This is a genomic window from bacterium, from assembly GCA_030685015.1.
Lineage (GTDB): Bacteria > CAIWAD01 > CAIWAD01 > CAIWAD01 > CAIWAD01 > CAIWAD01.
The window spans coordinates 16,187-36,650 of record JAUXWS010000033.1 but is presented as its reverse complement, the minus strand read 5'-3'; the positions used below and the strand labels follow the sequence as shown (position 1 = coordinate 36,650).

Here is a 20,464-nt window from a genome sequence, read left to right as displayed (position 1 = left end):
TATCAGTCTGATTCACCGTCGACGACTCACGCGCCCAATCAGAATCCCCCGGCTGCTCGCGCAGCCGGGGGATTGGAACTCGACATGTGACACAACCTCAATCAAAATGGTCTTGACGAAGGCCGTTCCATATCACTTCACCAGCACCATTTTGCGGCTTTCCATGCGCCCTTCGCTCTGCAGCGAATAGACATAGACGCCGCTGGCCAGGGTGGAGGCGTCAAAGGAGACCTCGTGGCGGCCGCCGCTCAGCAGACCGTCCACCAGGGTGGCCACGCGGGCGCCCGACAGGTCGTGGACGGACAAGGTGGCGTGGGCGGTGGCATCCAGGGTGAAGGCAATGGAAGTCACCGGGTTGAAGGGATTCGGCACGTTCTGGTCCAGGGCGAAGGCACTGGGCAGCTCGCGGGCGTCCACCGTCTCATAACAGCCACCGAAGCAATCCCAGTTGGAGCCGTTGCTGCCAAACACGTCATAGATAGTCAGGAAGCCCGTGCCCTGGTCGCCGCTCAAGTCCATGCTGTGGTCCTGGGCGAAACCGGCCTCGTTGTCCCAGCCGTTGGCTCCGTACTTGTAGATCTGAATCTTGGAGCTGCCCGTGGGGAAGAGGATGCTGCCCACCCAGCGGCAGGGACCGGCGGGGGCCAGATGGTAGGCGGGATTGATGCTGCCGTCCCAGGCCGGCCATCCATTGAAGAAGCCGTGCACCGAGATGAAATTCATGTCGGCGTAACTGGTCAGGCCGCCATTGTCGCCCATGCCGTTGGCGAACCAGCAGGAGATGCGGGAGGCGTCCACGTCGAAGGTGACCAGCACGGGATGGTCGATGATGTTGTCCCAGCCCACGTTGGCGAAGAAAACGACGGGCATGACGCCGTCCTTGTAGCCGTCGGCGTCTGCATCGGGCCACGCGCAATCGGCGTAGGCCAGGCGATTGGGGCTGCTCTCCCAGTTGTCGCCGCCCGCCACGATGACAAACTTGTGCTCGATGGCGTTGCTCTCGGCCTGTCCGGCGAAGGGGACCTCCACGGCGTAGATGCCGCCGCCCTGGTCGGCGCAGGTCCAATCCGTGCCGCCCCACTGCAAGGGCGAGGTGCCGCCGCGCACGACCACGATGTCGCCGGCGCCCGGGTTGAAGGCGCCCGTGGCCATCTGCACGTTCATGTCCACCTGGAAAGTGATCTCCACGTCGCAGACACCGGGCACGGCCGTCACGTTGTTGTAGTACTCCACCGGCAGCAGCAGATCGTCGCCCAGGTAGGTGTAGGGCCGGTTGCTGACGAACTCCCAGGAGTCGTTGGTGCCGCCGTAGCGGATCACGTACTTGTACTCCCCGTAGAAGGGCACGGGGAAGGCACCGTGGTTGAAGCTGCCGGTGTAGATGCCGTCGTTGTCGGGGTCGGTCAGGGTGGGGTTGGTGCCACTCCAGTCGTTGAAGTAGCCACGCACCACCACCTGGTCCACGCCCGGTGTGAAGGCATTCAGGGCGATCTGGACGTTCATGTTGCATTGCCAGGTGACCGTGCCGGCACAGGCGACGCCCGCACTGAGCAGGGCGGCCAGCATCATTGCTTTCTGCATGGGATCCTCCTTCGTCGATGTGAGTTGGCTTGCAGTGCCCTTAGGGCGGGGCGACTGAGGTTAAGACGTGCCCGCTCATGCAAGAAGTGGGCCGGGATGAAATCCTTACCCATCTTCGTGATCCGCCAAGGTTAGAAGGAAAACATGTGCAAAGCGCCCGATCCTGCACAGGACGGGCGGGGCGCCCTGTGCGAGGGGGGAGTCCGTCAGAGTTCCGCGGAGGGACGCAGGTGCTGGCGCAGGCGATCGGCCAGGGCGGGGCCGACGCCCTTGACCTCCAGCAGCTCCTCGCGCGTGGCCCGGGCCAGACGGCGCAGGCCGCCGAAGCGCAGGAGCAGCCTCGAGCTGAGTTCGGGGCCGATCCCGGGCACGCCGGCGAGGGGATCGGGCAGGGCCAGGCGGGCCATCTGGTCCCGGTTGAAGCGCAGGGCGAAGCGGTGCGCCTCGTCCCGCACCTGTTGCAGGAGACGATTGGCGGCGGAGTCGCGCGGAATGTTGCGGGGAAGGGACTCGCCGGGCAGGAAGACCTCCTCGAAGCGCTTGGCCAGACCACAGACCGGCAGGCCGGCCAGGCCCAGCCTGCGCAGGGCGGCGTGGGCCCGGCCCAGCTGGCCCTTGCCCCCGTCGATCAACACCAGGTCCGGCAGGGCGTGGCCCGCTTCCGTCAGGCGCCGGTAGCGCCGCTCGACCACCTCCTCCATCGCCGCGAAATCATCCACGCCTGCCACCGACTTCACGTGGAAATGGCGGTAGTCCTGCTTGCGGGGCCGGCCGTCCACGAACACGACGAGGCTGGCCACCGTGGCTGCTCCGCCGAAATGGCTGATATCGAAGCCCTCGATGCGGCGGGGCAGGGCGGGCAGCCCCAGATCGCGCCGGAGGGCCTCCAGGGAGGCGGGCACCCGATCGCGGGCCAGGCGCCGCAGCTGCCGCTCTTCAAGCACCTGGGCGGCGTTCTGGACGGCCATGCGCAGCAGGGCGGCCCGGTCCCCGCGCTGCGGCACAAGCAGGCGCGGCCTCCGCCCCGCCCCCACTCCCTCGGCGGCCAGGGCCGCGGCACGCCCGGCCAGCCAAGTCTCAAGCAGCGGCTGGTCGGCCGGGGCGGATCCCAGCCAGATCTCGTGGGGCAGCTCCTCGCACTGGTTGTAGTACTGGAAGAGGAAGGCGGCGAGGATCTCCCCCGGCGGGCGACCCAGGGTGCCGGCCAGGGTGCTGTGGAAGCGCCCCAACACCCGTCCGTCCCGCAGGCGCAGGAGGGCCACCGTCGCCTCGTGGTCGGCGCGGGCCAGGCCGATCACATCGGCGTCGCCCGCGTCCTGCACCTCCACTTTCTGGCCGCGCATCAGCTGCTCGAGGGCCTGGATCGCATCCCGCCGGCGGGCGGCCTCCTCGTAGTCGAGGCGGGCGGCGGCCTGGCGCATGCGCTCCTCCTCCTCGCGGCGCCACTGGCGACCCTGGCCCCGCAGCAGGCCGCGGGCCAGGTCGAGGGCGGCCTCGTAGTCGGCCGGCGTCTGCCGTCCCTCGCAGGGACCCAGACAGGTGCCCAGGTGGTAGTCGAGACAGACCTTGTGGCGATGCTGGGCGATGCTCTCCTCGCTGATGGCCAGGTCGCACTGGCGGATGCGCAGCCGCTCGCGCAGGCTCTTGAGAAAGCCGCGCAGGGCGCGCACCTCGGTGTAGGGCCCGAAGTAGCGGCTGCCGTCGCGCACCACCCGGCGCGTGAGGAGGATGCGGGGGTAGAGTTCGCGGGTGACGCGGATGAAGGGGAAGCTCTTGTCGTCGCGCAGGAGGATGTTGTAGCGGGGACGGTGCTCCTTGACCAGGTTGTTCTCCAGCACGAGGGCCTCCACCTCGCTGCCGGTGACGATCACCTCCAGGGTGGCGGCCCGCCGAAGCATGGTGGGAATCTGGGCGCGCCCGTCGCCGCCCGCCGCGTAGCTGCGCAGGCGCTGGCGGAGATTGACCGCCTTGCCCACGTAGAGCACGGTCCCGGCCGCGTCGCGGAAGAGATAGACTCCGCAGCCGGGCGGGTACTGGGCGGGGTCGAGAGAGAACATGGGACTCCTGCGTCGGAGAAAGGTCTTGGCACCGGGCAGTAAAGGTACAGTGGGGTGGGACCTTTCGTCCAGCGCCGCGCGGCGCGGGGGCGCAAGCTGCCGGCAGGTCCGTGGCGTGGACTCCCGCGTGGGACAAGCCACAGGATCCCAGCTTTCGCTGGGATAACAAGCGTCCCCCTCAGCCCTCGCGCAGCTCCAGCAGCACGCCCGAGGCACTCCCGGGGTGCACGAACGCGATGCGCTTGCCGCCCGGCAAGCGCACGCTCAGCCCTCGCACAACTCCAGCAGCACGCCCGAGGCACTCCTGGGGTGCACGAAGGCCATGCGCCTGCCGCCCGGCAAGCGCGCGCTCAGCCCTCGCACAACTCCAACAGCACGCCCGAGGCACTCCAGCGCTCCACGAAGGCGATGCGCTTGCCGCCCGCGCCACAGCGGGGCTCGGCGTCGATGAGCTGGGCACCCTGCTCCTTCAGGCGCGCCAGGGCCTCCTCCAGGTTGTCCACGTGCAGGGCGATGTGATGGATGCCCGGCCGGTTCTTCTCCAGGAAACGGGCGATGGGGCTGGCGGGATCGGTCGGCTCCAGCAGCTCGATGTGGGTCTCCCCCGCCTCGCCCACGGCCACGGTCACTCTCTGCTCCGCCACCACTTCCCGCTCATGGAAGCGCAGGCCCAGCATGGCCTCCCAGAAGGGCTGGGCCTCGTCCAGGCTGGGGACGGCGATCCCGATGTGGTCCACCCGCGTGATTTTCATTGTCGGCCTCTCCCTGTCCAGATTCCGTCAGCAATCCACGGCGCAAGGCGGCGCCGGCGCCGCATGCCGCCTTATCCGAAGAAGGCCCGCAACTCCCGGTGCAGGTCCTCCTCCCGCAGCACCATCTGGTGCTTGAGGGGCAGGCTGCCCAGGAAGGTCTGGCCGTACTCCTTGCGCACCACCCGCGCATCCAGCAAGAGGAAAACGCCCTTGTCCGACTCATGGCGGATGAGGCGGCCGAAGCCCTGGCGAAAGCGGATCACCGCCTCGGGCACGCTCAGGTCGCGAAAGGCGTTGCCGCCGCGGGCCTGGATGCGTTCGGAACGGGCGTCGATGAGCGGCTCGCCGGGCACGTCGAAGGGCAGCTTGGTCATGACCAGCAGCTGCAGGGCCTCGCCCGGCAGATCCACCCCTTCCCAGAAGGAGTCCACCCCCAGCAGGACGGAGCCGCCCGAGGCGCGGAAGCGCTCCAGGAGCTCGGTGCGGGAACCGTCCAGGCCCTGGGCGAGGAGGGGGAAGCGCTTCTGGTCCAGCTCGCGCAGCAGGGCCAGGTGGCAGCGGCTGAGCAGGGCGTAGCTGGTGAAGAGGATCAGGGTGCCCCGGCCGTGCCGCTCGCTGCACGCGGCCACCAGGGCGGCCAGCGCCTGGGCGAAGGCCTCCGCCTCGCGGCCGGATGCTTCGGGCAGCCAGGTCGGCACCAGGAAGCGGGCCTGGCGCGGCAGCTGGAAGGGGCTCTCGAAGGCGACGCAGCGCGGCGCGCCGGGCAGGGCGGAGAGGCCCAGGCGGTCCAGCAGCCAGTCGAAGCGCCCCGCCACGGTCAGGGTGGCGCTGGTGAGCAGGATCCGCTTGAGCGGACCCCACAGCTCGGTGGCCAGGCGGCGGCCGGGCTCGAGGGGCAGGCGATGGAAGGTGCTCTCCAGGGTGACGGGATGAATCTCCACCCACAGGACCGCCTCGCCCTCGTCATCCTCCTCGCCGTGGATCAGGGCGAAGCACTCGGCGTCCCCGGCCAGGGCCTCGCCCACTCCCTTCAGCTCGCCCAGCTGCGGCTGGATCTGCTCCTCGCGCGCCTCCTCAAGGATGGTGGCGAGGGTGGCCAGGCTGCGCAGCAGGGCGGCCAGGGCGGGTTCAAGCCGCCTGCAGTCGGCGCTCAGCAGCCGCAGGGGATTGTTGGCGCCGCGCAGGCGCTCCTTGTGGGTGTAGCGGTTGCGCTGCAGGCTCTCGCCGTGACGCGCGCGCTGCACCTCCGCCAGGGCGGCGCGGGCCGCGACCACGACCGCGAGCGCCTCGTCGCAGGCGGCGGCCGCCTCCTCGAGGGCGCGCTGGCCCTTTTCACGCAAGGCCTCCTCCGGCAGGAGCGTGTTCCAGCGGTTGCGGGTCTGGCGGAACAGGCCCCGCCCCTGGCCCTGGGGATCATGGAGGCCGCGCAGGCGGCCTTCCAGGTGCTGGAAGGAGAAGCTGCGGCGCAGGTGCTGGTCGGCCGCCCGGCCGAACTGGTGGGCCTCGTCCACGATGAGGGTCTCGAAGGAGCCAAGCACGCCGTGGTCCACCCCCAGGTCGGCGAGGAGCAGGCTGTGGTTCACCACGATGAGATGGGCGCCCTGGGCGGCCTGGCGCGCCCGGCCGCCCCAGCAGACCGCCCGCTCGCCGGCGCGGGAGGCCGCGGCGCGGCAGGCGGGATTGGCGCAGGCCGTCCCCTCGCTGCGCACTTGGCTCCACAGCCGGCCCAGATGGACGGCGCGGAAGCCCGTGCACTCCTCCACGTCCCCGCTGCGCGTGATCGCCGCCCAGGTCACCAGCGGCATGAGGGCGAGGCGGTCGGCGGGTCCCACGCGCTCCTGGGCCTCGTCCAGCAGGCGCTCCAGCCGGTGGCCGCACAGGTAGTTGCCCCGCCCCTTGAGCAATACGGCCTCCAGTGGCCTCTCCAGCAGCCGACCCAGACGCGGGATGTCCTGGTGGAAGAGCTGGTCCTGCAGGTGCCGCGTGTGGGTGGAGACGACCACCGGCCCGCCCCCCGCCTCCCGGCGGGCGGCGCCGGTGAGCAGGGCGGGCAGCAGATAGGCGAAGGACTTGCCCGTGCCCGTGGCCGCCTCGGCCACCAGGCAGAGCGGACCCTCCTCGGGTGCGGGATCCGCCAGCAGCGCCCCCACCGCGCGGGCCATCTCCTCCTGTTGCGGACGGTGCCGGAAGCCTTCCACCGAGGCCTGCAGGCGACCCTCCGGTCCGAACCACTCCTCGGCCCGGAAGGGCGGCGCCGCGTCCGGTCCGCCCGGCGCGCGATAGTGCGGCTCGCGGCCCAGGGGCTGGTTGGCGCGCCAGGCGCCCGTCTCGCCCTGGGCCCGCACCCAGTCGCGCAGGCCATGGAAGAGGGCCTCCTGGGGATCGCCGCTGCCGTGGGCGAGCAGGCAAAGCCGCTGGAGCAGGGCCAAGTCCAGCCCGCTGCCCAGGGCGATCAGGCGCAGAAGGATTCCCCCCGCCGCCTCGGCGTCATCCAGGGCGCGATGGGCCTTCTCCAGCGGGATGGCGAGATGGGCCGCCACGTCGGCCAGCCGGTGGCTGGCGATGGTGGGCAGCAGGACGCGGGCCAGGGGCACCGTGTCCAGCCCGGGCCGGGCCGGCTGCCAGGCAATCCCGGCCCGGGCCGCGGCGCGGGTGAGCACACCCTGGTCGAAGGCCAGATTGTGGGCGACCACGGGCGAGCTCCCGATGGCTTCCAAGGCGGCGGGCAGGGCCTCCGCGGGGGAGGGGGCCTTCTTGAGCTTGCGGGGATCGATGCCCGTCAATTGCAGGATGCGCGGCGGGACTGGTTGCGTGGGCCGGACCAGGGTGGAGATGCGTGAACGGACCTGACCCGCTTCATAGCAGGCCAGGCCCAGCTCGATGATGTCGCAGCTCTCCTCCAGCCCCGTCGTCTCCAGGTCCAGGGCGACAAAGCGCTCCAGGTCCAGGGCGCGGAGCAGGGCCTCAGGCGGAGTCAGCATGGCCCGCGGGCTCCGGGCGCCAGCGCAGGCGCGGCTGTTTGACCGCCCGCACGTCGTCCAGCTTGCGCACCGGCGTCAGGTTGGGCGCGCTGTCCAGCAGCGGATCCTTCGCCTCGCACTCGGCGTGGATCTGGCGCATGGCGGCGATGAAGCGGTCCAGGGTGGCGCGGCTCTCCGTCTCGGTGGGCTCCACCATCAAGGCCTCCGGCACGATGAGCGGGAAGTAGGTGGTGGGGGCGTGCATGCCGAAGTCGAGCAGGCGCTTGGCGATGTGGCTGGCCTTGTAGCCCAGCTTCTTCTGGTTGACGGCGCTGAACACCACCTCGTGCAGGGGGATGCCAGGGAAGCCCAGGCGGTAGAGGTCCTGCAGGCCGGCCCGCACGTAGTTGGCGTTGATGATGGCGTTCTCCGCCACCCGCTTCAGTCCAGGCGCCCCCAAGCGCCGGATGTAGGCGTGGGCCCGCACCAGCGCCCCGAAATTGCCGAAGTAGGCGTGCACCTTGCCGATGCTGTCGGGGCCCGTCTTGCGCCAGCGCACGCGACCTTCCTCCAGCACGGGCAGCGGGCTGGGCAGGAAGGGGGCAAGCCGGCCCTTGACCACGAGCGGACCGGCCCCGGGGCCGCCGCCGCCATGGGGGACGCTGAAGGTCTTGTGCAGGTTGATGTGCATCACGTCGAAGCCCAGCTCGCCGGCCTTGACGATGCCGAGCAGGGCGTTGAGGTTGGCGCCGTCCATGTAGGAGAGCGCCCCCACCTCATGAACCATGGCATTGATCTCGACGATGTGGCGCTCGAAGATGCCCACCGTGTTGGGGTTGGTGATCATGAAGGCGGCCACGTCCTCGTCCAGGGCGGCCTTGAGCGCCGCGAGGTCCATGCAGCCGTCCGCCGCGCTTTTCACCTGCACCACCTCGTAGCCGGCCATGGTGATGGAGGCGGGGTTGGTGCCGTGGGCGGCGTCGGGGATGACCACCTTGCGGCGGGCCCGCCCCTGTTTCTCATGCCAGGCCCGGATCATGAAGAGGGCGGTCAGCTCGCCATGGGCGCCCGCCACCGGCTGCAGGGTGACGGCGTCCATTCCGCTGATCTCCTTCAGCGCCTCGCCCAGCTCCCAGAGCAGGCGCAGAGCGCCCCCGGCCTCCGCCGAGGATTGCTCGGGATGCAGGCCGGTGAAGCCGGGCAGCAGGGCCAGGGCGTCGTTGACCTTGGGGTTGTACTTCATCGTGCAGGAGCCCAGGGGGTAGAAGTCCTTGTCCACATGATGGTTGAGCGTGGACAGGTGCAGGTAGTGGCGCACCACCTCGCCCTCGGGCAGTTCGGGCAGGGCCAGGGGCCGCGTCCGGGCCAGGGCGGCCGGTCGGCGCGGCGCCAGTCCGCCGAAGGAGACGCCCCCCGTGGCGGCGGTGAAGGATCCGGCGCCCGGCCGCGACTTCTCGAAGATGAGATCAGTCATGGGAGACCTCGTCGCGGCTTGTGGCACCTGCGGCGCGCCGGGGCCGCGACTTCTCGAAGATGAGATCAGTCATGGGACAGCTCCCCCTTGAGGGCCCGCGCCATGGCGTCCAGCCAGCGGCGCAGATCCGCCTCCTCCTGCCACTCATTGACCGCCACGAGCAGGCCCTCCCTGGCCAGCTCGGGCGGCAACGGCAGGCCGCCCAGCAGCCCCTCGGCCGCCAGGCGGGCCAGCACGGCGTCCCGCCCGGGCACGCTGAGGGCCACCTCGCGGAAGCGCTCGCCCTCCCCCAGCACCTGGACGCCGGGCAGGCGGGCCGCCTGCCCAGCCAGCCAGGAGGCCCGCGTGTAGAGGGCCTGGGCCTTTTCGCGCAGGCCGACCGGCCCCAGCAGCGCCAGGTTGATGGTGGCGAAGGTGGCCACCAGGGCCTGGTTCGTGCAGATGTTGCTGGTGGCTTTCTCCCGCCGGATGTGCTGCTCGCGGGTCTGGAAGGCCAGCACGAAGCCGCGCGTGCCCTCCGTGTCCACCGTCTCGCCGATGAGGCGGCCGGGCATCTGCTTGACCAGGTCGCCCCGGGCGGCGAAGAGGCCCAGGTAGGGGCCGCCGAACTGCAGGGGCTGGGCGATGGACTGCCCCTCCGCCACCGCGATGTCGGCGCCCGCCTCGCCCGGACACTGGAAGAGGGCCACGGCGATGGGATCAAAGGCCTGGATGAGCAGCGCACCCGCTTCATGGGCCGCGGCGGCCAGGGGCGCCACGTCCTCCACCAAGCCCAGGGCGTTGGGGCTCTGCACCACCAGCGCCGCCACGTCGTCCCCCAGGCAGCCGCGCAGCCGGTCGGGCGCCAGCCGCGTGCCCTCCACCGGGAGGAAGTCAAGGGTCACCTGCCCGCGCAGCGGATGGAAGTAGGTGGCCAGCACCTCCCGCCAGCGGGGCAGCAGATGGGGCGTCACCAGCACGCGGCGCCGGCCCTTGTCCTTCTCCCGGGCGACGGCCAGGGCCATGCGCACGGCTTCCACCAGCGCCGTGGCGCCATCGTAGAGGGAGGCGTTGGCCAGGTCCAGACCGGCCAGTTCGCTGATCATCGTTTGGAATTCAAAGATGGTCTGCAGCGTGCCCTGGCTGACCTCGGCCTGGTAGGGCGTGTAGGCGGTGATGAACTCGCTGCGCAGGGCCAGGCTGCGGACCGCCTCGGGCAGGTGGGTCACGTAGGCGCCCCCGCCCAGGTAGCAGTCCTGGGGCGGCACCGGCCGGTTGGCGGCGGCCAGGTCGCCCACGGCGCGGACAAGCGCCGCCTCCGACAGCGGGGCGGGCAGATCCAGCGGTTGGCGCAGGCGCAGGTCTGCGGGGACGCTCTCGAGGAGATCCTCGAAGCGCTCCACGCCGATGGCCGACAGCATGGACCGGCGATCGGCGTCCGTATTGCTGATGTAGGGCATGCATCCTCCGGATTCCCGGGCGCAAGCCCGGGCGGATGAGGTGGAATGGCAAGGCGGACCGGCCCCAGGGGAGCGATCCGCCGTGATCGGGTCAGGGTCTGCAGCGGACGGCCGTCGCATGAGCGACGGTGGACGGACCAGCAGCCTGTTGGATTTGGGCCTTGGATGGGATTCGCGTCCATGTCGAGGCCGATTTTTCGAAAGTTTCGCAGTGCATGCTGGTGGTCTGTTCAAGAAACTTGCGGAAAACTCGGGCCGACAGGGGCGATGAAGACCGCCAAGCGGCCACGTCGGCAGGCTGCTAAATGTCGATGTGCTCCTCGTAGTCGTCCGGGCTGAGCAGCTCGTCCAGCTCGGCGAGATCGGTCAGGCGGATGCGGTAGATCCAGCCCCGGCCGTAGGGATCCTGGTTGAGGGTGTCCGGGGCGTCGGGCAGGTCCTCGTTGATTTCCTGGATAATGCCGGAGACGGGGGCATAGAGGTCGGCCGTGGCCTTGACGGCGTCGATGGTGCCGATGCTCTGGCCCTTCTGGAATTCCGCGCCCACCTCGAAGAGCTGCACGTCGACGATGTCCCCCAGCTCGCCCTGGGCGTGGTCCGTGATGCCGATGAGCACGGTGCCCTCTTCGACCAGCACCCATTCGTGCTCTTCCGTGTAGAGCAGGTTGCCCGGAATGTTCATGGTGTCTCTCCGTGTATGTGGGTTCCCGCCGGAGCATCCCCGGCCGGAACTTAGCCTTGGTATGTCCAGCTTTCGAGAAACTTGATGTCGAAGTCGCCGCTGCGGAAGGCCGGATCGGCCATCAACTGCAGGTGGAAGGGGATGGTGGTGCGCACCCCCTCGATGATGTACTCGCCCAGGGCCCGCTTCATCCGGTCCAGGGCCTTGGTCCGGGTGGGGGCGTGGACGATCAGCTTGCCCAGCAGGCTGTCGTAGTTGGAGGGGATCTGGTAACCCTGGTAGATGTGGCTGTCCACCCGGACGCCGATCCCGCCCGGCACATGGAGGGCCTTCACCAGGCCGGCGTGCGGGCGGAAGCCTTTGGCCGGATCCTCGGCGTTGATGCGGCACTCGATGGCGTGTCCGACGATGCGGATGTCCTCCTGGCGGAACTCGATGGGCAGGCCTGCGGCCGCCAGGATCATCTGGCGGATGAGGTCCACGCCCGTCACCATCTCGGTGACGGGATGCTCCACCTGGATGCGCGTGTTCATCTCCATGAAGTAGAAGCGGCCGTCCTCCAGGAGGAACTCCATCGTGCCGGCGCTGTCGTAGCCCACCGCCCGGGCCGCATTGACCGCGGCGGCGCCCATCTGCTCGCGCAGCTCCGGGCCGACCGCCGGGCTGGGGCATTCCTCGACCAGCTTCTGGTGGCGCCGCTGGATGGAGCAGTCGCGCTCCATCAGATGGATGACGTTGCCCAGCTTGTCGCCCAGGATCTGCAGCTCCACGTGGCGGGGATGCTCGAGGAACTTCTCCAGGTAGAGGCCGGCGTTGCCGAAACCAGCCTCGGCTTCGGCGCGGGCGGTGCTGAACGCGTTCTCCAGCTCATCGGCGGAGCGGGCCACGCGCATGCCGCGACCACCGCCTCCCGCCGTCGCCTTCAAAATGACGGGGTAGCCCACCTCCTCGGCGAAGGCGCGGGCCTCGTCCAGGCCCTCGATCAGGCCCGGACTGCCCGGGATGCAGGGCACCCCCGCCTCGCGCATGGTGCGCTTGGCCTCGGCCTTGTCCCCCATGCGGCGGATGACGTCCCCCCGCGGCCCGACAAAGGCCAGGTCGTGGTCCCGGCACATGTCGGCGAAGGCGGCGTTCTCCGCCAGGAAACCGTAGCCGGGATGGAGGGCGTCGCACTGGGTGATCTGGGCGGCGGTGAGGATGGCCCGCGTGTTGAGATAGCTCTCGCTCGAGGGCGGCGGCCCGATGCAGACGGCGTCATCGGCGAAGCGGACATGCAGACTCTCGGCGTCGGCGGTGGAATAGACCGCCACGCTCTCGATGTCCAGCTCCCGGCAGGCGCGGATGATGCGCAGCGCGATCTCGCCCCGGTTGGCGATGAGCATGCGTTTGAACACGGCGGCCTCAGGGCTCGATGCGGAACAGGACCTGGTCGAACTGGACGGGCTGGGCGTTCTCCACCAGGATCTCGACGATCCTCCCCCCCACTTCGGCCTCGATCTCGTTCATGATCTTCATCGCCTCCAGGATGCAGAGGGTCTGCCCCGGGCTGATGCGGTCCCCCAGCTTGACGAAGGGTTCCTTGTCCGGTCCCGGCGACCGGTAGTAGGTGCCCACCATGGGCGCCTTCACCTCCAGCAGGTGGGAGGGGACGGGGCTTTCCCCGCCTGCGGCCGCCGCCGGCGCGGCGGGAGCCGGCTGGTGGGCTGGGGACGGCGGCGGGGCGTACATGGTCTGCGCCATGGGCGACGCCGGAGCCTGATGCGGATGCTTCTCGATGCGGATGCTGAACTCACCCTCCTCCACTTCCAGGGAGGAGATGGCGGCCTTCTCCACGAGCAGCACGAGCTTGCGGATCTCGTTGAAATCCATGCTTACCCCTTCACCCGTTCCACGTATTCGCGCTTTCTGGTGTCCACCCGGATCACTTCGCCCTCGCCCACGAAGAAGGGCACGTTGACGGTGGCGCCCGTCTCCAGCCGGGCCGGCTTCTTGGAGCCGGAGGCCGTGTCGCCCTTGTCGTTGGGCTCCGTCTCCACGATGCGCAGGTCGACGGACTGCGGCAACTCGATGCCCAGCGCCTCCTCGCCATGGAAAAGGACGTCCACCTCCGTGTTCTCCTTCATCAGGTCGATCACCTCCTCGACCAAGTGGCCGGGCAGGTGGAGCTGGTCGAAGCTCTCGTTGTCCATGAAGACGTAGCCGTTGGCGTCCTGGTAGAGGTACTGGAGCTTGCGGCTCTCCAGGCGGACGATCTCGATCTTCTCCCCGGAGCGGAAGGTGGGCTCCAGCACACGGCCGGTGCGCACGTTCTTGATCTTGGTGCGCACGAAGGCGCCGCCCTTGCCCGGCTTGACGTGCTGGAACTCCACAATGCGGAAGATCTCGCCGTCATGCAAAAAGGTCAGTCCGTTGCGAAAGTCGGCAGTGGAGGCCATCGAATTCCTGCTCCCTTGTCATCTTGCTGTCAGCCCGACGAATGTTGTGATTCAGCCCCGTGAGAAAAAGACCTGCTCAGGGCTTTTCCGCCCTTGTCTCCCCCAGCGTGCGCAGGACGCTCATGAATTCCTCTTCATGCATGACAGGTATTCCCAGCTCCATCGCCTTTTTCAGCTTGCTCCCGGCCTCGGCGCCCGCCACCACCAGGGCGGTGCGCGGCGAGACGGAGGAGCTGACCCGGGCCCCCAGGGCCTCCAGACGCTCCCGGGCCGCCACGCGGTCCAGGCCAGCGAGACTGCCGGTCAGGACCACCGTCTTGCCGACGAAGGGATTGTCCCGGCCCTGTCCGGCACTCTCCTCTTCGCGCCGTTCCAGATCCACCCCCCCCTCCGCCAGGCGCTGCAGCAGCTCCTGATTGTCGGCCAGGTCGAACCAGGCCCGCAGGCTGGCCGCCGTGCGCGGGCCGACGCCGTCAAGGCTCTCCAGCTCGGAGGCCGGGAGACGGGCGAGCTTGGCCAGGCTGCCGGCATGGCGCAGCAGGACCCGGGCGGCGCGCTCGCCCACGCCGCGCACCCCCAGGGCGAAGAGCAGGCGGCTGGGGGGTCTACGCCGGGCTTCGTCAATGGCTTTCAAGACTTTCGCCGCACTTTTCTCAGCCATTCGTTCACATGCGAGCAGCTGCTCCCGGCGCAGGTGGAAGAGGTCGGCCGCCGTGCGCAGGGCGCCGGTGCGGATCAGCTCGGCGATGAGGCGTTCGCCCAGGCCGTCCATGTCCAGGGCGCCCCGTCCGGCGAAGTGCTCGATGGCCGCCTGGCGCACGGCCGGACAGGCGGGATTGGGGCAGCGCCGGGCCGCCTCGCCCTCCTCGCGCACAAGCTCATGGCCGCACTCGGGACAGCCGGCGGGCCAGGCCACCTCGGGCAGACCCGTCGCCTCCTCGGCCGGGCCCGTCACCTTGGGGATGACGTCCCCCCCCTTCTCCACCCAGACCAGCTGGCCGGGGCGGATGCCGCGCCGCCGGATCTCATCCTCGTTGTGCAGGGTGGCACGGGCAATGGTGGAGCCCTGCACCTGCACGGGCTCCAGCTCGGCGACGGGGGTGAGGACGCCCGTGCGTCCCACCTGCCAGGTGATGGCCCGCAGGCGCGTGCGCACGGCCGTGGCGGCGAACTTGCGGGCCAAGGCCCAGCGGGGGACCTTGGCCGTCCAGCCGAGGCGGGCGCGGGCCGCCAGGTCGTCCAGCTTGATCACCACCCCGTCCGTGTCCAGGGGCAATTCGGGACGGCGCGCCTCCCATTCCCGGCAGTACTCCAGCACGGCGGACAGGTCCGCACAGCGGCGGGCGTGGGGGAAGACGGGCAGCCCCGCCTCCTCCAGCCAGTCCAGCAGGCCGGCCTGCGACTCCGGCAAGGGACTCCCATCGAGCAGGGCCACCTCGTAGAGGAAGATCTTGAGGCCGCGGGCGCCCAGCTCCTCCCGGTCCAACAGCTTGAGGGAGCCGGCGGCGGCGTTGCGCGGGTTGGCGAAGAGGCGCTCCCCCGCCGCCGCCCGCCGCTCGTTCAAGGCCCGGAAGGCGGCATGCTCCAGCACGACCTCGCCGCGCACGATCGCCCGGCGGGGTGGCCGGGGCAGCGCCAGACGTCCGGGCAGGTTGGCCAGGCGGCGGGCCTGGGCCGTCATCTCCTCCCCGCGCTCGCCGTCGCCCCGCGTGGCGGCCAGCACGAGGCGGCCCTCCTCGTAGAGCAGGGAGACACTGGCGCCGTCCAGCTTGAGTTCACAGAACCAGGAGGGTGCCCTTTCCTCCGGCCCCCGGTCGAAGAGGCCGCCCGCCCCGGGCGGCGCTGGATCCGCTCCCAGGGCGGCGCGCACCCGCTCCGCGAACTCGGCCACCTCCTCTTCGCTGTAAGCGTTGGCCAGACTGTAAAGGCGCGGTTCATGCCGCACCTCGCCGCGGACGGATCCGGGGCCGGAGCCCACCCGGCGGGTGGGGGAGTCGGGCAGGGCCCAGTCCGGGTGCTCGGCCTCGGCCCTGGCCAGCAGGTCCAGCAGGCGGTCGTACTCGGCGTCGGGAATCTCCGGTTCAGCCTGCTCGAAGTACAGGCGGGCATGGCGCAACAAGGCGCGGGTCAGCGCCTCCAGCCCGGCCCTGGTGTCCGGGGGCCGCGTCAGCTCCTCCATCAGCCGCCCTCCTCCTCCACCCGGATGAGGCTGTGCACGGGCACCCCGTCCTCCTCCAGGCGCCGGCGGCCGGGCAGGAAGGCCAGCTCCACGACACAGGCGGCCGCCACCGGCAGACCACCCAGTTCCCGGGCCAGCGCGGCGGCGGCCAGGAGGGTGCCGCCCGTGGCCAGCAGGTCGTCCACCAGGAGCACGCGGGTCCCGGGTTGGAAGGCGTCGGCGTGCAGCTCCAGGGCGTCCTCGCCGTACTCCAGCTGGTAGGCGTGGCGCACCGTGCGCCAGGGCAGCTTGCCCGGCTTGCGCGCCGGCACGAAGGGCTTGCCCGCCAGATAGGCCAGGGCCGCCCCGAAGATGAAGCCCCGCGCCTCGATCCCCAGCACGGCGTCGAAATCCCGCGCCGGGCAGCACTCCAGCAGCCCGCGCAGGCAGGCGTCAAAGGCCTGCGGCTCCTGCAGCAGGGGCGTGATGTCCTTGAAGACGATGCCCGGCTTGGGGAAGTCCGGTACGGTGCGGATGTAGTCGGACAGGTTCATCTTGCCCCCTGCATGATGCGGACGACCTTGGGACGCCACCGGGACAGGACCGCCCGGTCCCCTTTCAGCGGACATTGAAGCCGGTGATGGGCGGCAGCTGCAGCTTGCGTTGCTCCACCCCCGTGACGCGGATGCGATCGGAGACCAGCATGATGCGCCTCATCACCACGGCGATGCGCTCCCGCTCGCCCTGCATCACCGCCTCCACCGAGCCGTCGGGCAAGTTGCGCACCCAGCCGCGGAGCCCGTGTTCGCGGGCCAGTCGGCTGAAGGTCCAGCGGAAGCCCACGCCCTGCACCTCGCCCTGGAAGATGGCCTGCTCCGTGCTGACCAGCTGGTCCACTAATCCTCCTCCGCCCTCAGGTCCCGGGTCATCAGGCGCACCACTTCCTCGCGCGGATCCTTGCCGGCGAAGAGAATGGCGTGCACGGCGGCCGTGATGGGCATGGAGACGCCGTGCCGCAGGGCCAGGCGGTGGGCGCTCTCCGTCGTGCGCACGCCCTCGGCCACCATCTCCATGCCGGCCAGCACCTGCTCCAGGCTGCGCCCCCGGCCGATCTGCTCCCCCACGGCGCGGTTGCGGCTGTGCCGGCTGGCGCAGGTGACGATCAAGTCGCCCATGCCCGCCAGGCCGCCGAAGGTCTCGGGCCGCCCGCCCAGGATCGTGCCCAGGCGGGCCAACTCCACCTGGCCGCGCGTCATGAGCGCCGCCTTGGTGTTGTCGCCGAAGCCCAGCCCGTCGCACATGCCGGCGGCCAGGGCGATCACGTTCTTGAGGGCGCCCCCCCACTCCACGCCGGCCAGGTCCAGGTTGCGGTAGACACGGAAGCTGGCGCTTGAGAAGAGGGCCTGCACGCGCTCCAGGACCGGCCGGCCCGTCCCCGCCGCCACCACCGCGGTGGGGATGCCGCGGCAGACCTCCTCGGCGTGGCTGGGGCCGGAGAGGCAGACATAGAGGGCCGCATCCCGCCCCGGCAGCAGCTCGGCGGCCACCTGGCTGAGACGCTGCAGGCTGCCCTGCTCAATGCCCTTGGCCACGTTGACCAGGGGCAGGGCCTCGGGCAGATGGGGCCGCAACTCGTTCAGGAGGGCGCGCTGGGTGTGGCTGGGCACGGCCAGCAGCAGCAGCTCCGCGTCCTCCACCAACCAGGCCAGATCCTGCCTCACCTCGATGGCCGCCGGCAACTCGACGCCGGGCAGGAAGGGTGAGCGCCGCGCACCTCCGGAGTAGCGGGCCACCTGCGCTCCGTCCCACTCCCAGGCCCGTACCACGCAGCCCTGCCCATGCAGATGGAGAGCCAGGGCCGTGCCCCAGGAGCCCATCCCCGCCACGGCCACGCGCGTCATGCCGCACCCTCCGCTTGGGTCCTTACCACAGGGTCGGCTCCCCGCCGCCGGCCAGGCGGCCCAGGTTGCTCCGGTGCGTGAACCAGACCAGGACGAGCAAGGCCAGGCCGAAGCCCAGGCCGGGGCCCTGCGCCTCGCCCGTGACGTAGAGCAGGGCGGGGAACAAGGTCACACCAGCCAGGCTGGCCGGCGCCATCCGCCGGGTCAGCAGCAGCAGGACAACCGCGCCCGCCAGGGACAAGGTCGCCGCCACGGGGGCCAGCACCAGGGCCGCTCCGGCGCCCGTCGCCGCGCCCTTGCCGCCCCGCCAGCGGGCCAGGGGCGACCAGCAATGCCCCGCCACCGCCGCCAGGCCGGTGGCCGCCGCCAGCCAGGGTTGATCCGCCCCCACCCAGACGCCCAGGGCCGCCGCCAGCGCGCCCTTGCCCAGGTCGAGCAGACCCACCAGCACGCCCCAGCGCCAGCCAAGCAGGCGGCCGGTGTTGGTGGCTCCGCTGGAGCCCGAGCCGATGCGCGTGGGATCCGGGCCACCCCGCCAGCGGGCGATCCAGCGTCCCATGGGCAGCGCGCCCAACAGCCAGGCGGACAGCAGGGCAAGCAGCGGCGAGATCATCACGCCTCCCGGCCTCCGCCGCGCGAAGCGGCCATCCGTCTCATTCCGAGAACCCACCCCCAAAAGCCATACCCATCGCCCTGCCCGCCCTCTCCCAGGGTCGTCGCCCTGGCCAAGGAATCCAGCGGCAGGCGACGCCCCTCGTTGGAGTTGTCCAGGAGGAGCAGCAGGGAGCGCGAGGGCGGCCAATCCCCGGTCCTGTCCAGATCCCTGCGAGACAGTATCAGGCGCCCCGTCGGGCCCGACAGGAGCAGCCCATCCAGGGGCAGGGCGCGCGGGGCGTCCGGCTGGGTCCCTCCTGCCAGCAACTGGAAGGGTCCGTCGAAGCCCTGGAAGGTCCCGCGCAAGGCGCGGCCCCCCTCGAAGTGGTTCTCGACCACGAGGGACCCGTTCAGGGCCGGCAGCGCAAGGCGCACCGGATCGCGCCTCGACCAGGCCTCCAGGACCTGCGCGTAGTCCGCCTCGGGCATCCGTTCCAGGCCCTGGAAGCGCGCCTTGAAGCGGGCGCCTTCCAGGGTTTCCAGGCGCAGCCACACCTGGATCCGGGCATCATTCTCCAGCCGATCCAGCAGGCGCTCCAGCCGGGAGGGCCAGCGCGCCGCAAATGTCACGTCGATCTCGGCGCGCACGGGCAGAACCCCCGTGTGCAGCAGGGAAACAGCCAGCAACGCGACAAGCAGGCGGTGCGGCATCGCCCAGCAGCCTCCTGGTTGGATCGGCATCCGGACCGCGGGCCGGAGGCCCCGGCATCAGGTCAGGGGTTCCGCCAGCGGGGGCAGGCCCATCTTGGCGCGGACCTTGACCTCGATCTCGCGCGCCAGCTCCGGCTTCTCCACGAGCAGGGTCTTGACGTTGTCGCGCCCCTGCCCCAGGCGCTCCTCGCCGTAGGAGAACCAGGTCCCGCTCTTGCTGATGATCTCGTGCTCCAGGCCCAGGTCGATCAGCTCGCCCGTGCGGGAGATGCCCTCGCCGAAGGCGATGTCGAACTCCGCCTCGCGGAAGGGGGGCGCCAACTTGTTCTTGACGACCTTGACCCGCGTACGGTTGCCCACCGCGTCCTGGCCCACCTTGACCGTCCCCACCCGGCGGATGTCCAGGCGGATGCTGCTGTAGAACTTGAGGGCGTTGCCGCCCGTGGTCGTCTCCGGGTTGCCGAACATGACGCCGATCTTCATGCGGATCTGGTTGATGAAGATGAGGCAGGTGTTGGACTTGGAGACGCAGGTGGTCAGCTTGCGCATGGCCTGGCTCATGAGGCGGGCCTGGGTGCCCACGTGGTAGTCGCCCATCTCCCCCTCGATCTCGGCCTTGGGGACCAAGGCGGCCACCGAGTCCACCACCACCACGTCCAGGGCGTTGGAGCGGATCAGCTTGTCGGCGATGGCCAGGGCCTGCTCGCCATAGTCGGGCTGGCTGACGAGCAGGTTGTCCGTGTCCACGCCCAGTTTCCGGGCATAGATGGGGTCCAGGGCGTGCTCGGCGTCGATGAAGGCGCAGAGCCCCCCCAGTTTCTGGGCCTCGGCCACCACATGGAGGGTCATGGTCGTCTTGCCCGAGCTTTCCGGACCGAAGATCTCCACGATGCGGCCGCGGGGAATGCCCCCGATGCCCAGGGCGCGGTCCAGCAGCAGGCTGCCGCTGGGGATGACGGACACGTCCATGCGTGCCGCATCGTCCCCCAGGCGCATGACCGATCCTTTGCCGAATTCCTTGTCGATCTGGCTGATCGTATCCTTGAGTGCTTTCTGTCGTTCGTCCGTTTGTGCCATGGTGTCCTCTACTGGGTGTCAGGCCGTGGATGCTTCCGTCCCTAAAATATGTCGGGTCAGGACATGATGCTCGGCTCCCTCCGGGCGGAGCCGGCTCTCAATGAGCAGCAGCTCGCGCAAGCGCATGGGCAGAGGCAGGGGCGGATGCCGCAGGTGGGCGGCGGCCAGATCATCCCGGCAACTCTTCACCCGGCCGATGGTCAGGTGCGCCTTGAAGCCGTGCTCGGAGGGGGGCAGGCCCAGGCGGCGCAGCTGCTTCTCCAGGCTCCCGGCCAGCGCCTCCAAGTCGCGCGTGGCCCCCTTCAACCCCACCCAGAGCACGCGGGGCGCCGAGGGCGGACCGAAGATGCCGGGCTCGCCCAGGCGCAGGGCGGGCGCGGCGTGGTCTTTCGCCAGCTGCTCCAGGACGCGCTCCAGGTCCGGCACCAGGCGGTCCTCCGTCTCCCCCAGGAAACGCAGGGTGAGGTGCAGTTGCCCGTCCCGCACCCAATTGATGCGGTCCCGCCGGCTGGCCAGCTGCTCCCGCGTGCGGGCCAGCTCGGCCTTCACCTCGTCGGGCAGGGCCAGGGCGATGAACAAGCGTCTCGTCATGGGCGGGGGGAACCTGGCCGTGGCGCGCCAGGCGCCGACCAGGTCCTGTCTC

The 20,464-nt window shown here is 70.2% G+C and carries 18 protein-coding genes; all 18 read right to left on the bottom strand.

The window, feature by feature from the left end; genetic code table 11:
• Positions 1–132 precede the first annotated feature (132 nt).
• The 18 genes from Q8O14_03880 to thpR all read right to left on the bottom strand — a co-directional run bounded on the left by Q8O14_03880 (position 133) and on the right by thpR (position 20,412).
• Positions 133–1,581, bottom strand: coding sequence for a T9SS type A sorting domain-containing protein (locus tag Q8O14_03880; protein MDP2359877.1), 1,449 nt, complete (start codon positions 1,579–1,581; stop codon positions 133–135).
• A gap of 206 nt (positions 1,582–1,787) precedes the next feature.
• Positions 1,788–3,638, bottom strand: a complete 1,851-nt coding sequence (gene uvrC / locus Q8O14_03875; GenBank protein MDP2359876.1) for an excinuclease ABC subunit UvrC — start codon at positions 3,636–3,638, stop codon at positions 1,788–1,790.
• Between the two features lie 350 nt (positions 3,639–3,988).
• On the bottom strand, positions 3,989–4,390 hold the full coding sequence (gene mce, locus Q8O14_03870; protein MDP2359875.1) for a methylmalonyl-CoA epimerase: 402 nt from the start codon (positions 4,388–4,390) through the stop codon (positions 3,989–3,991).
• 71 nt (positions 4,391–4,461) lie between these two features.
• Positions 4,462–7,371 (bottom strand): helicase C-terminal domain-containing protein, encoded by a 2,910-nt coding sequence (locus tag Q8O14_03865; protein MDP2359874.1) that lies wholly within the window; start codon positions 7,369–7,371, stop codon positions 4,462–4,464.
• Positions 7,355–8,824: an aminomethyl-transferring glycine dehydrogenase subunit GcvPB gene (gcvPB, locus tag Q8O14_03860; GenBank protein ID MDP2359873.1), complete on the bottom strand. Its 1,470-nt coding sequence runs from the start codon at positions 8,822–8,824 to the stop codon at positions 7,355–7,357. The genes Q8O14_03865 and gcvPB overlap by 17 nt, the downstream gene beginning before the upstream one ends.
• Before the next feature lie 65 nt (positions 8,825–8,889).
• Positions 8,890–10,263, bottom strand: a complete 1,374-nt coding sequence (gene gcvPA / locus Q8O14_03855) for an aminomethyl-transferring glycine dehydrogenase subunit GcvPA (protein ID MDP2359872.1) — start codon at positions 10,261–10,263, stop codon at positions 8,890–8,892.
• Positions 10,264–10,564: 301 nt separating this feature from the next.
• Positions 10,565–10,945 (bottom strand): glycine cleavage system protein GcvH, encoded by a 381-nt coding sequence (gcvH, locus tag Q8O14_03850; protein ID MDP2359871.1) that lies wholly within the window; start codon positions 10,943–10,945, stop codon positions 10,565–10,567.
• Between the two features lie 50 nt (positions 10,946–10,995).
• Positions 10,996–12,339: an acetyl-CoA carboxylase biotin carboxylase subunit gene (gene accC, locus Q8O14_03845; protein ID MDP2359870.1), complete on the bottom strand. Its 1,344-nt coding sequence runs from the start codon at positions 12,337–12,339 to the stop codon at positions 10,996–10,998.
• A gap of 7 nt (positions 12,340–12,346) precedes the next feature.
• On the bottom strand, positions 12,347–12,814 hold the full coding sequence (gene accB / locus Q8O14_03840) for an acetyl-CoA carboxylase biotin carboxyl carrier protein (GenBank protein ID MDP2359869.1): 468 nt from the start codon (positions 12,812–12,814) through the stop codon (positions 12,347–12,349).
• 2 nt (positions 12,815–12,816) lie between these two features.
• On the bottom strand, positions 12,817–13,380 hold the full coding sequence (gene efp / locus Q8O14_03835) for an elongation factor P (protein ID MDP2359868.1): 564 nt from the start codon (positions 13,378–13,380) through the stop codon (positions 12,817–12,819).
• A 76-nt stretch (positions 13,381–13,456) separates the two neighbouring features.
• The gene (ligA, locus tag Q8O14_03830; GenBank protein ID MDP2359867.1) at positions 13,457–15,559 is read right to left on the bottom strand and encodes an NAD-dependent DNA ligase LigA; all 2,103 of its coding nucleotides are present in this window, start codon (positions 15,557–15,559) and stop codon (positions 13,457–13,459) included.
• Positions 15,559–16,092, bottom strand: a complete 534-nt coding sequence (locus Q8O14_03825) for an adenine phosphoribosyltransferase (GenBank protein ID MDP2359866.1) — start codon at positions 16,090–16,092, stop codon at positions 15,559–15,561. The genes ligA and Q8O14_03825 overlap by 1 nt, the downstream gene beginning before the upstream one ends.
• A 64-nt stretch (positions 16,093–16,156) precedes the next feature.
• On the bottom strand, positions 16,157–16,435 hold the full coding sequence (locus Q8O14_03820; protein ID MDP2359865.1) for an acylphosphatase: 279 nt from the start codon (positions 16,433–16,435) through the stop codon (positions 16,157–16,159).
• Positions 16,435–17,439: an NAD(P)H-dependent glycerol-3-phosphate dehydrogenase gene (locus tag Q8O14_03815; GenBank protein MDP2359864.1), complete on the bottom strand. Its 1,005-nt coding sequence runs from the start codon at positions 17,437–17,439 to the stop codon at positions 16,435–16,437. The genes Q8O14_03820 and Q8O14_03815 overlap by 1 nt, the downstream gene beginning before the upstream one ends.
• A 22-nt stretch (positions 17,440–17,461) precedes the next feature.
• Positions 17,462–18,052, bottom strand: a complete 591-nt coding sequence (locus Q8O14_03810; protein MDP2359863.1) for a glycerol-3-phosphate acyltransferase — start codon at positions 18,050–18,052, stop codon at positions 17,462–17,464.
• Positions 18,052–18,744 (bottom strand): hypothetical protein, encoded by a 693-nt coding sequence (locus Q8O14_03805; protein MDP2359862.1) that lies wholly within the window; start codon positions 18,742–18,744, stop codon positions 18,052–18,054. The genes Q8O14_03810 and Q8O14_03805 overlap by 1 nt, the downstream gene beginning before the upstream one ends.
• Before the next feature lie 57 nt (positions 18,745–18,801).
• Complete coding sequence (recA, locus tag Q8O14_03800; protein MDP2359861.1) at positions 18,802–19,821, bottom strand: recombinase RecA; 1,020 nt, start codon at positions 19,819–19,821, stop codon at positions 18,802–18,804.
• An 18-nt stretch (positions 19,822–19,839) separates the two neighbouring features.
• The gene (gene thpR, locus Q8O14_03795) at positions 19,840–20,412 is read right to left on the bottom strand and encodes an RNA 2',3'-cyclic phosphodiesterase (GenBank protein MDP2359860.1); all 573 of its coding nucleotides are present in this window, start codon (positions 20,410–20,412) and stop codon (positions 19,840–19,842) included.
• Positions 20,413–20,464: the final 52 nt, after the last annotated feature.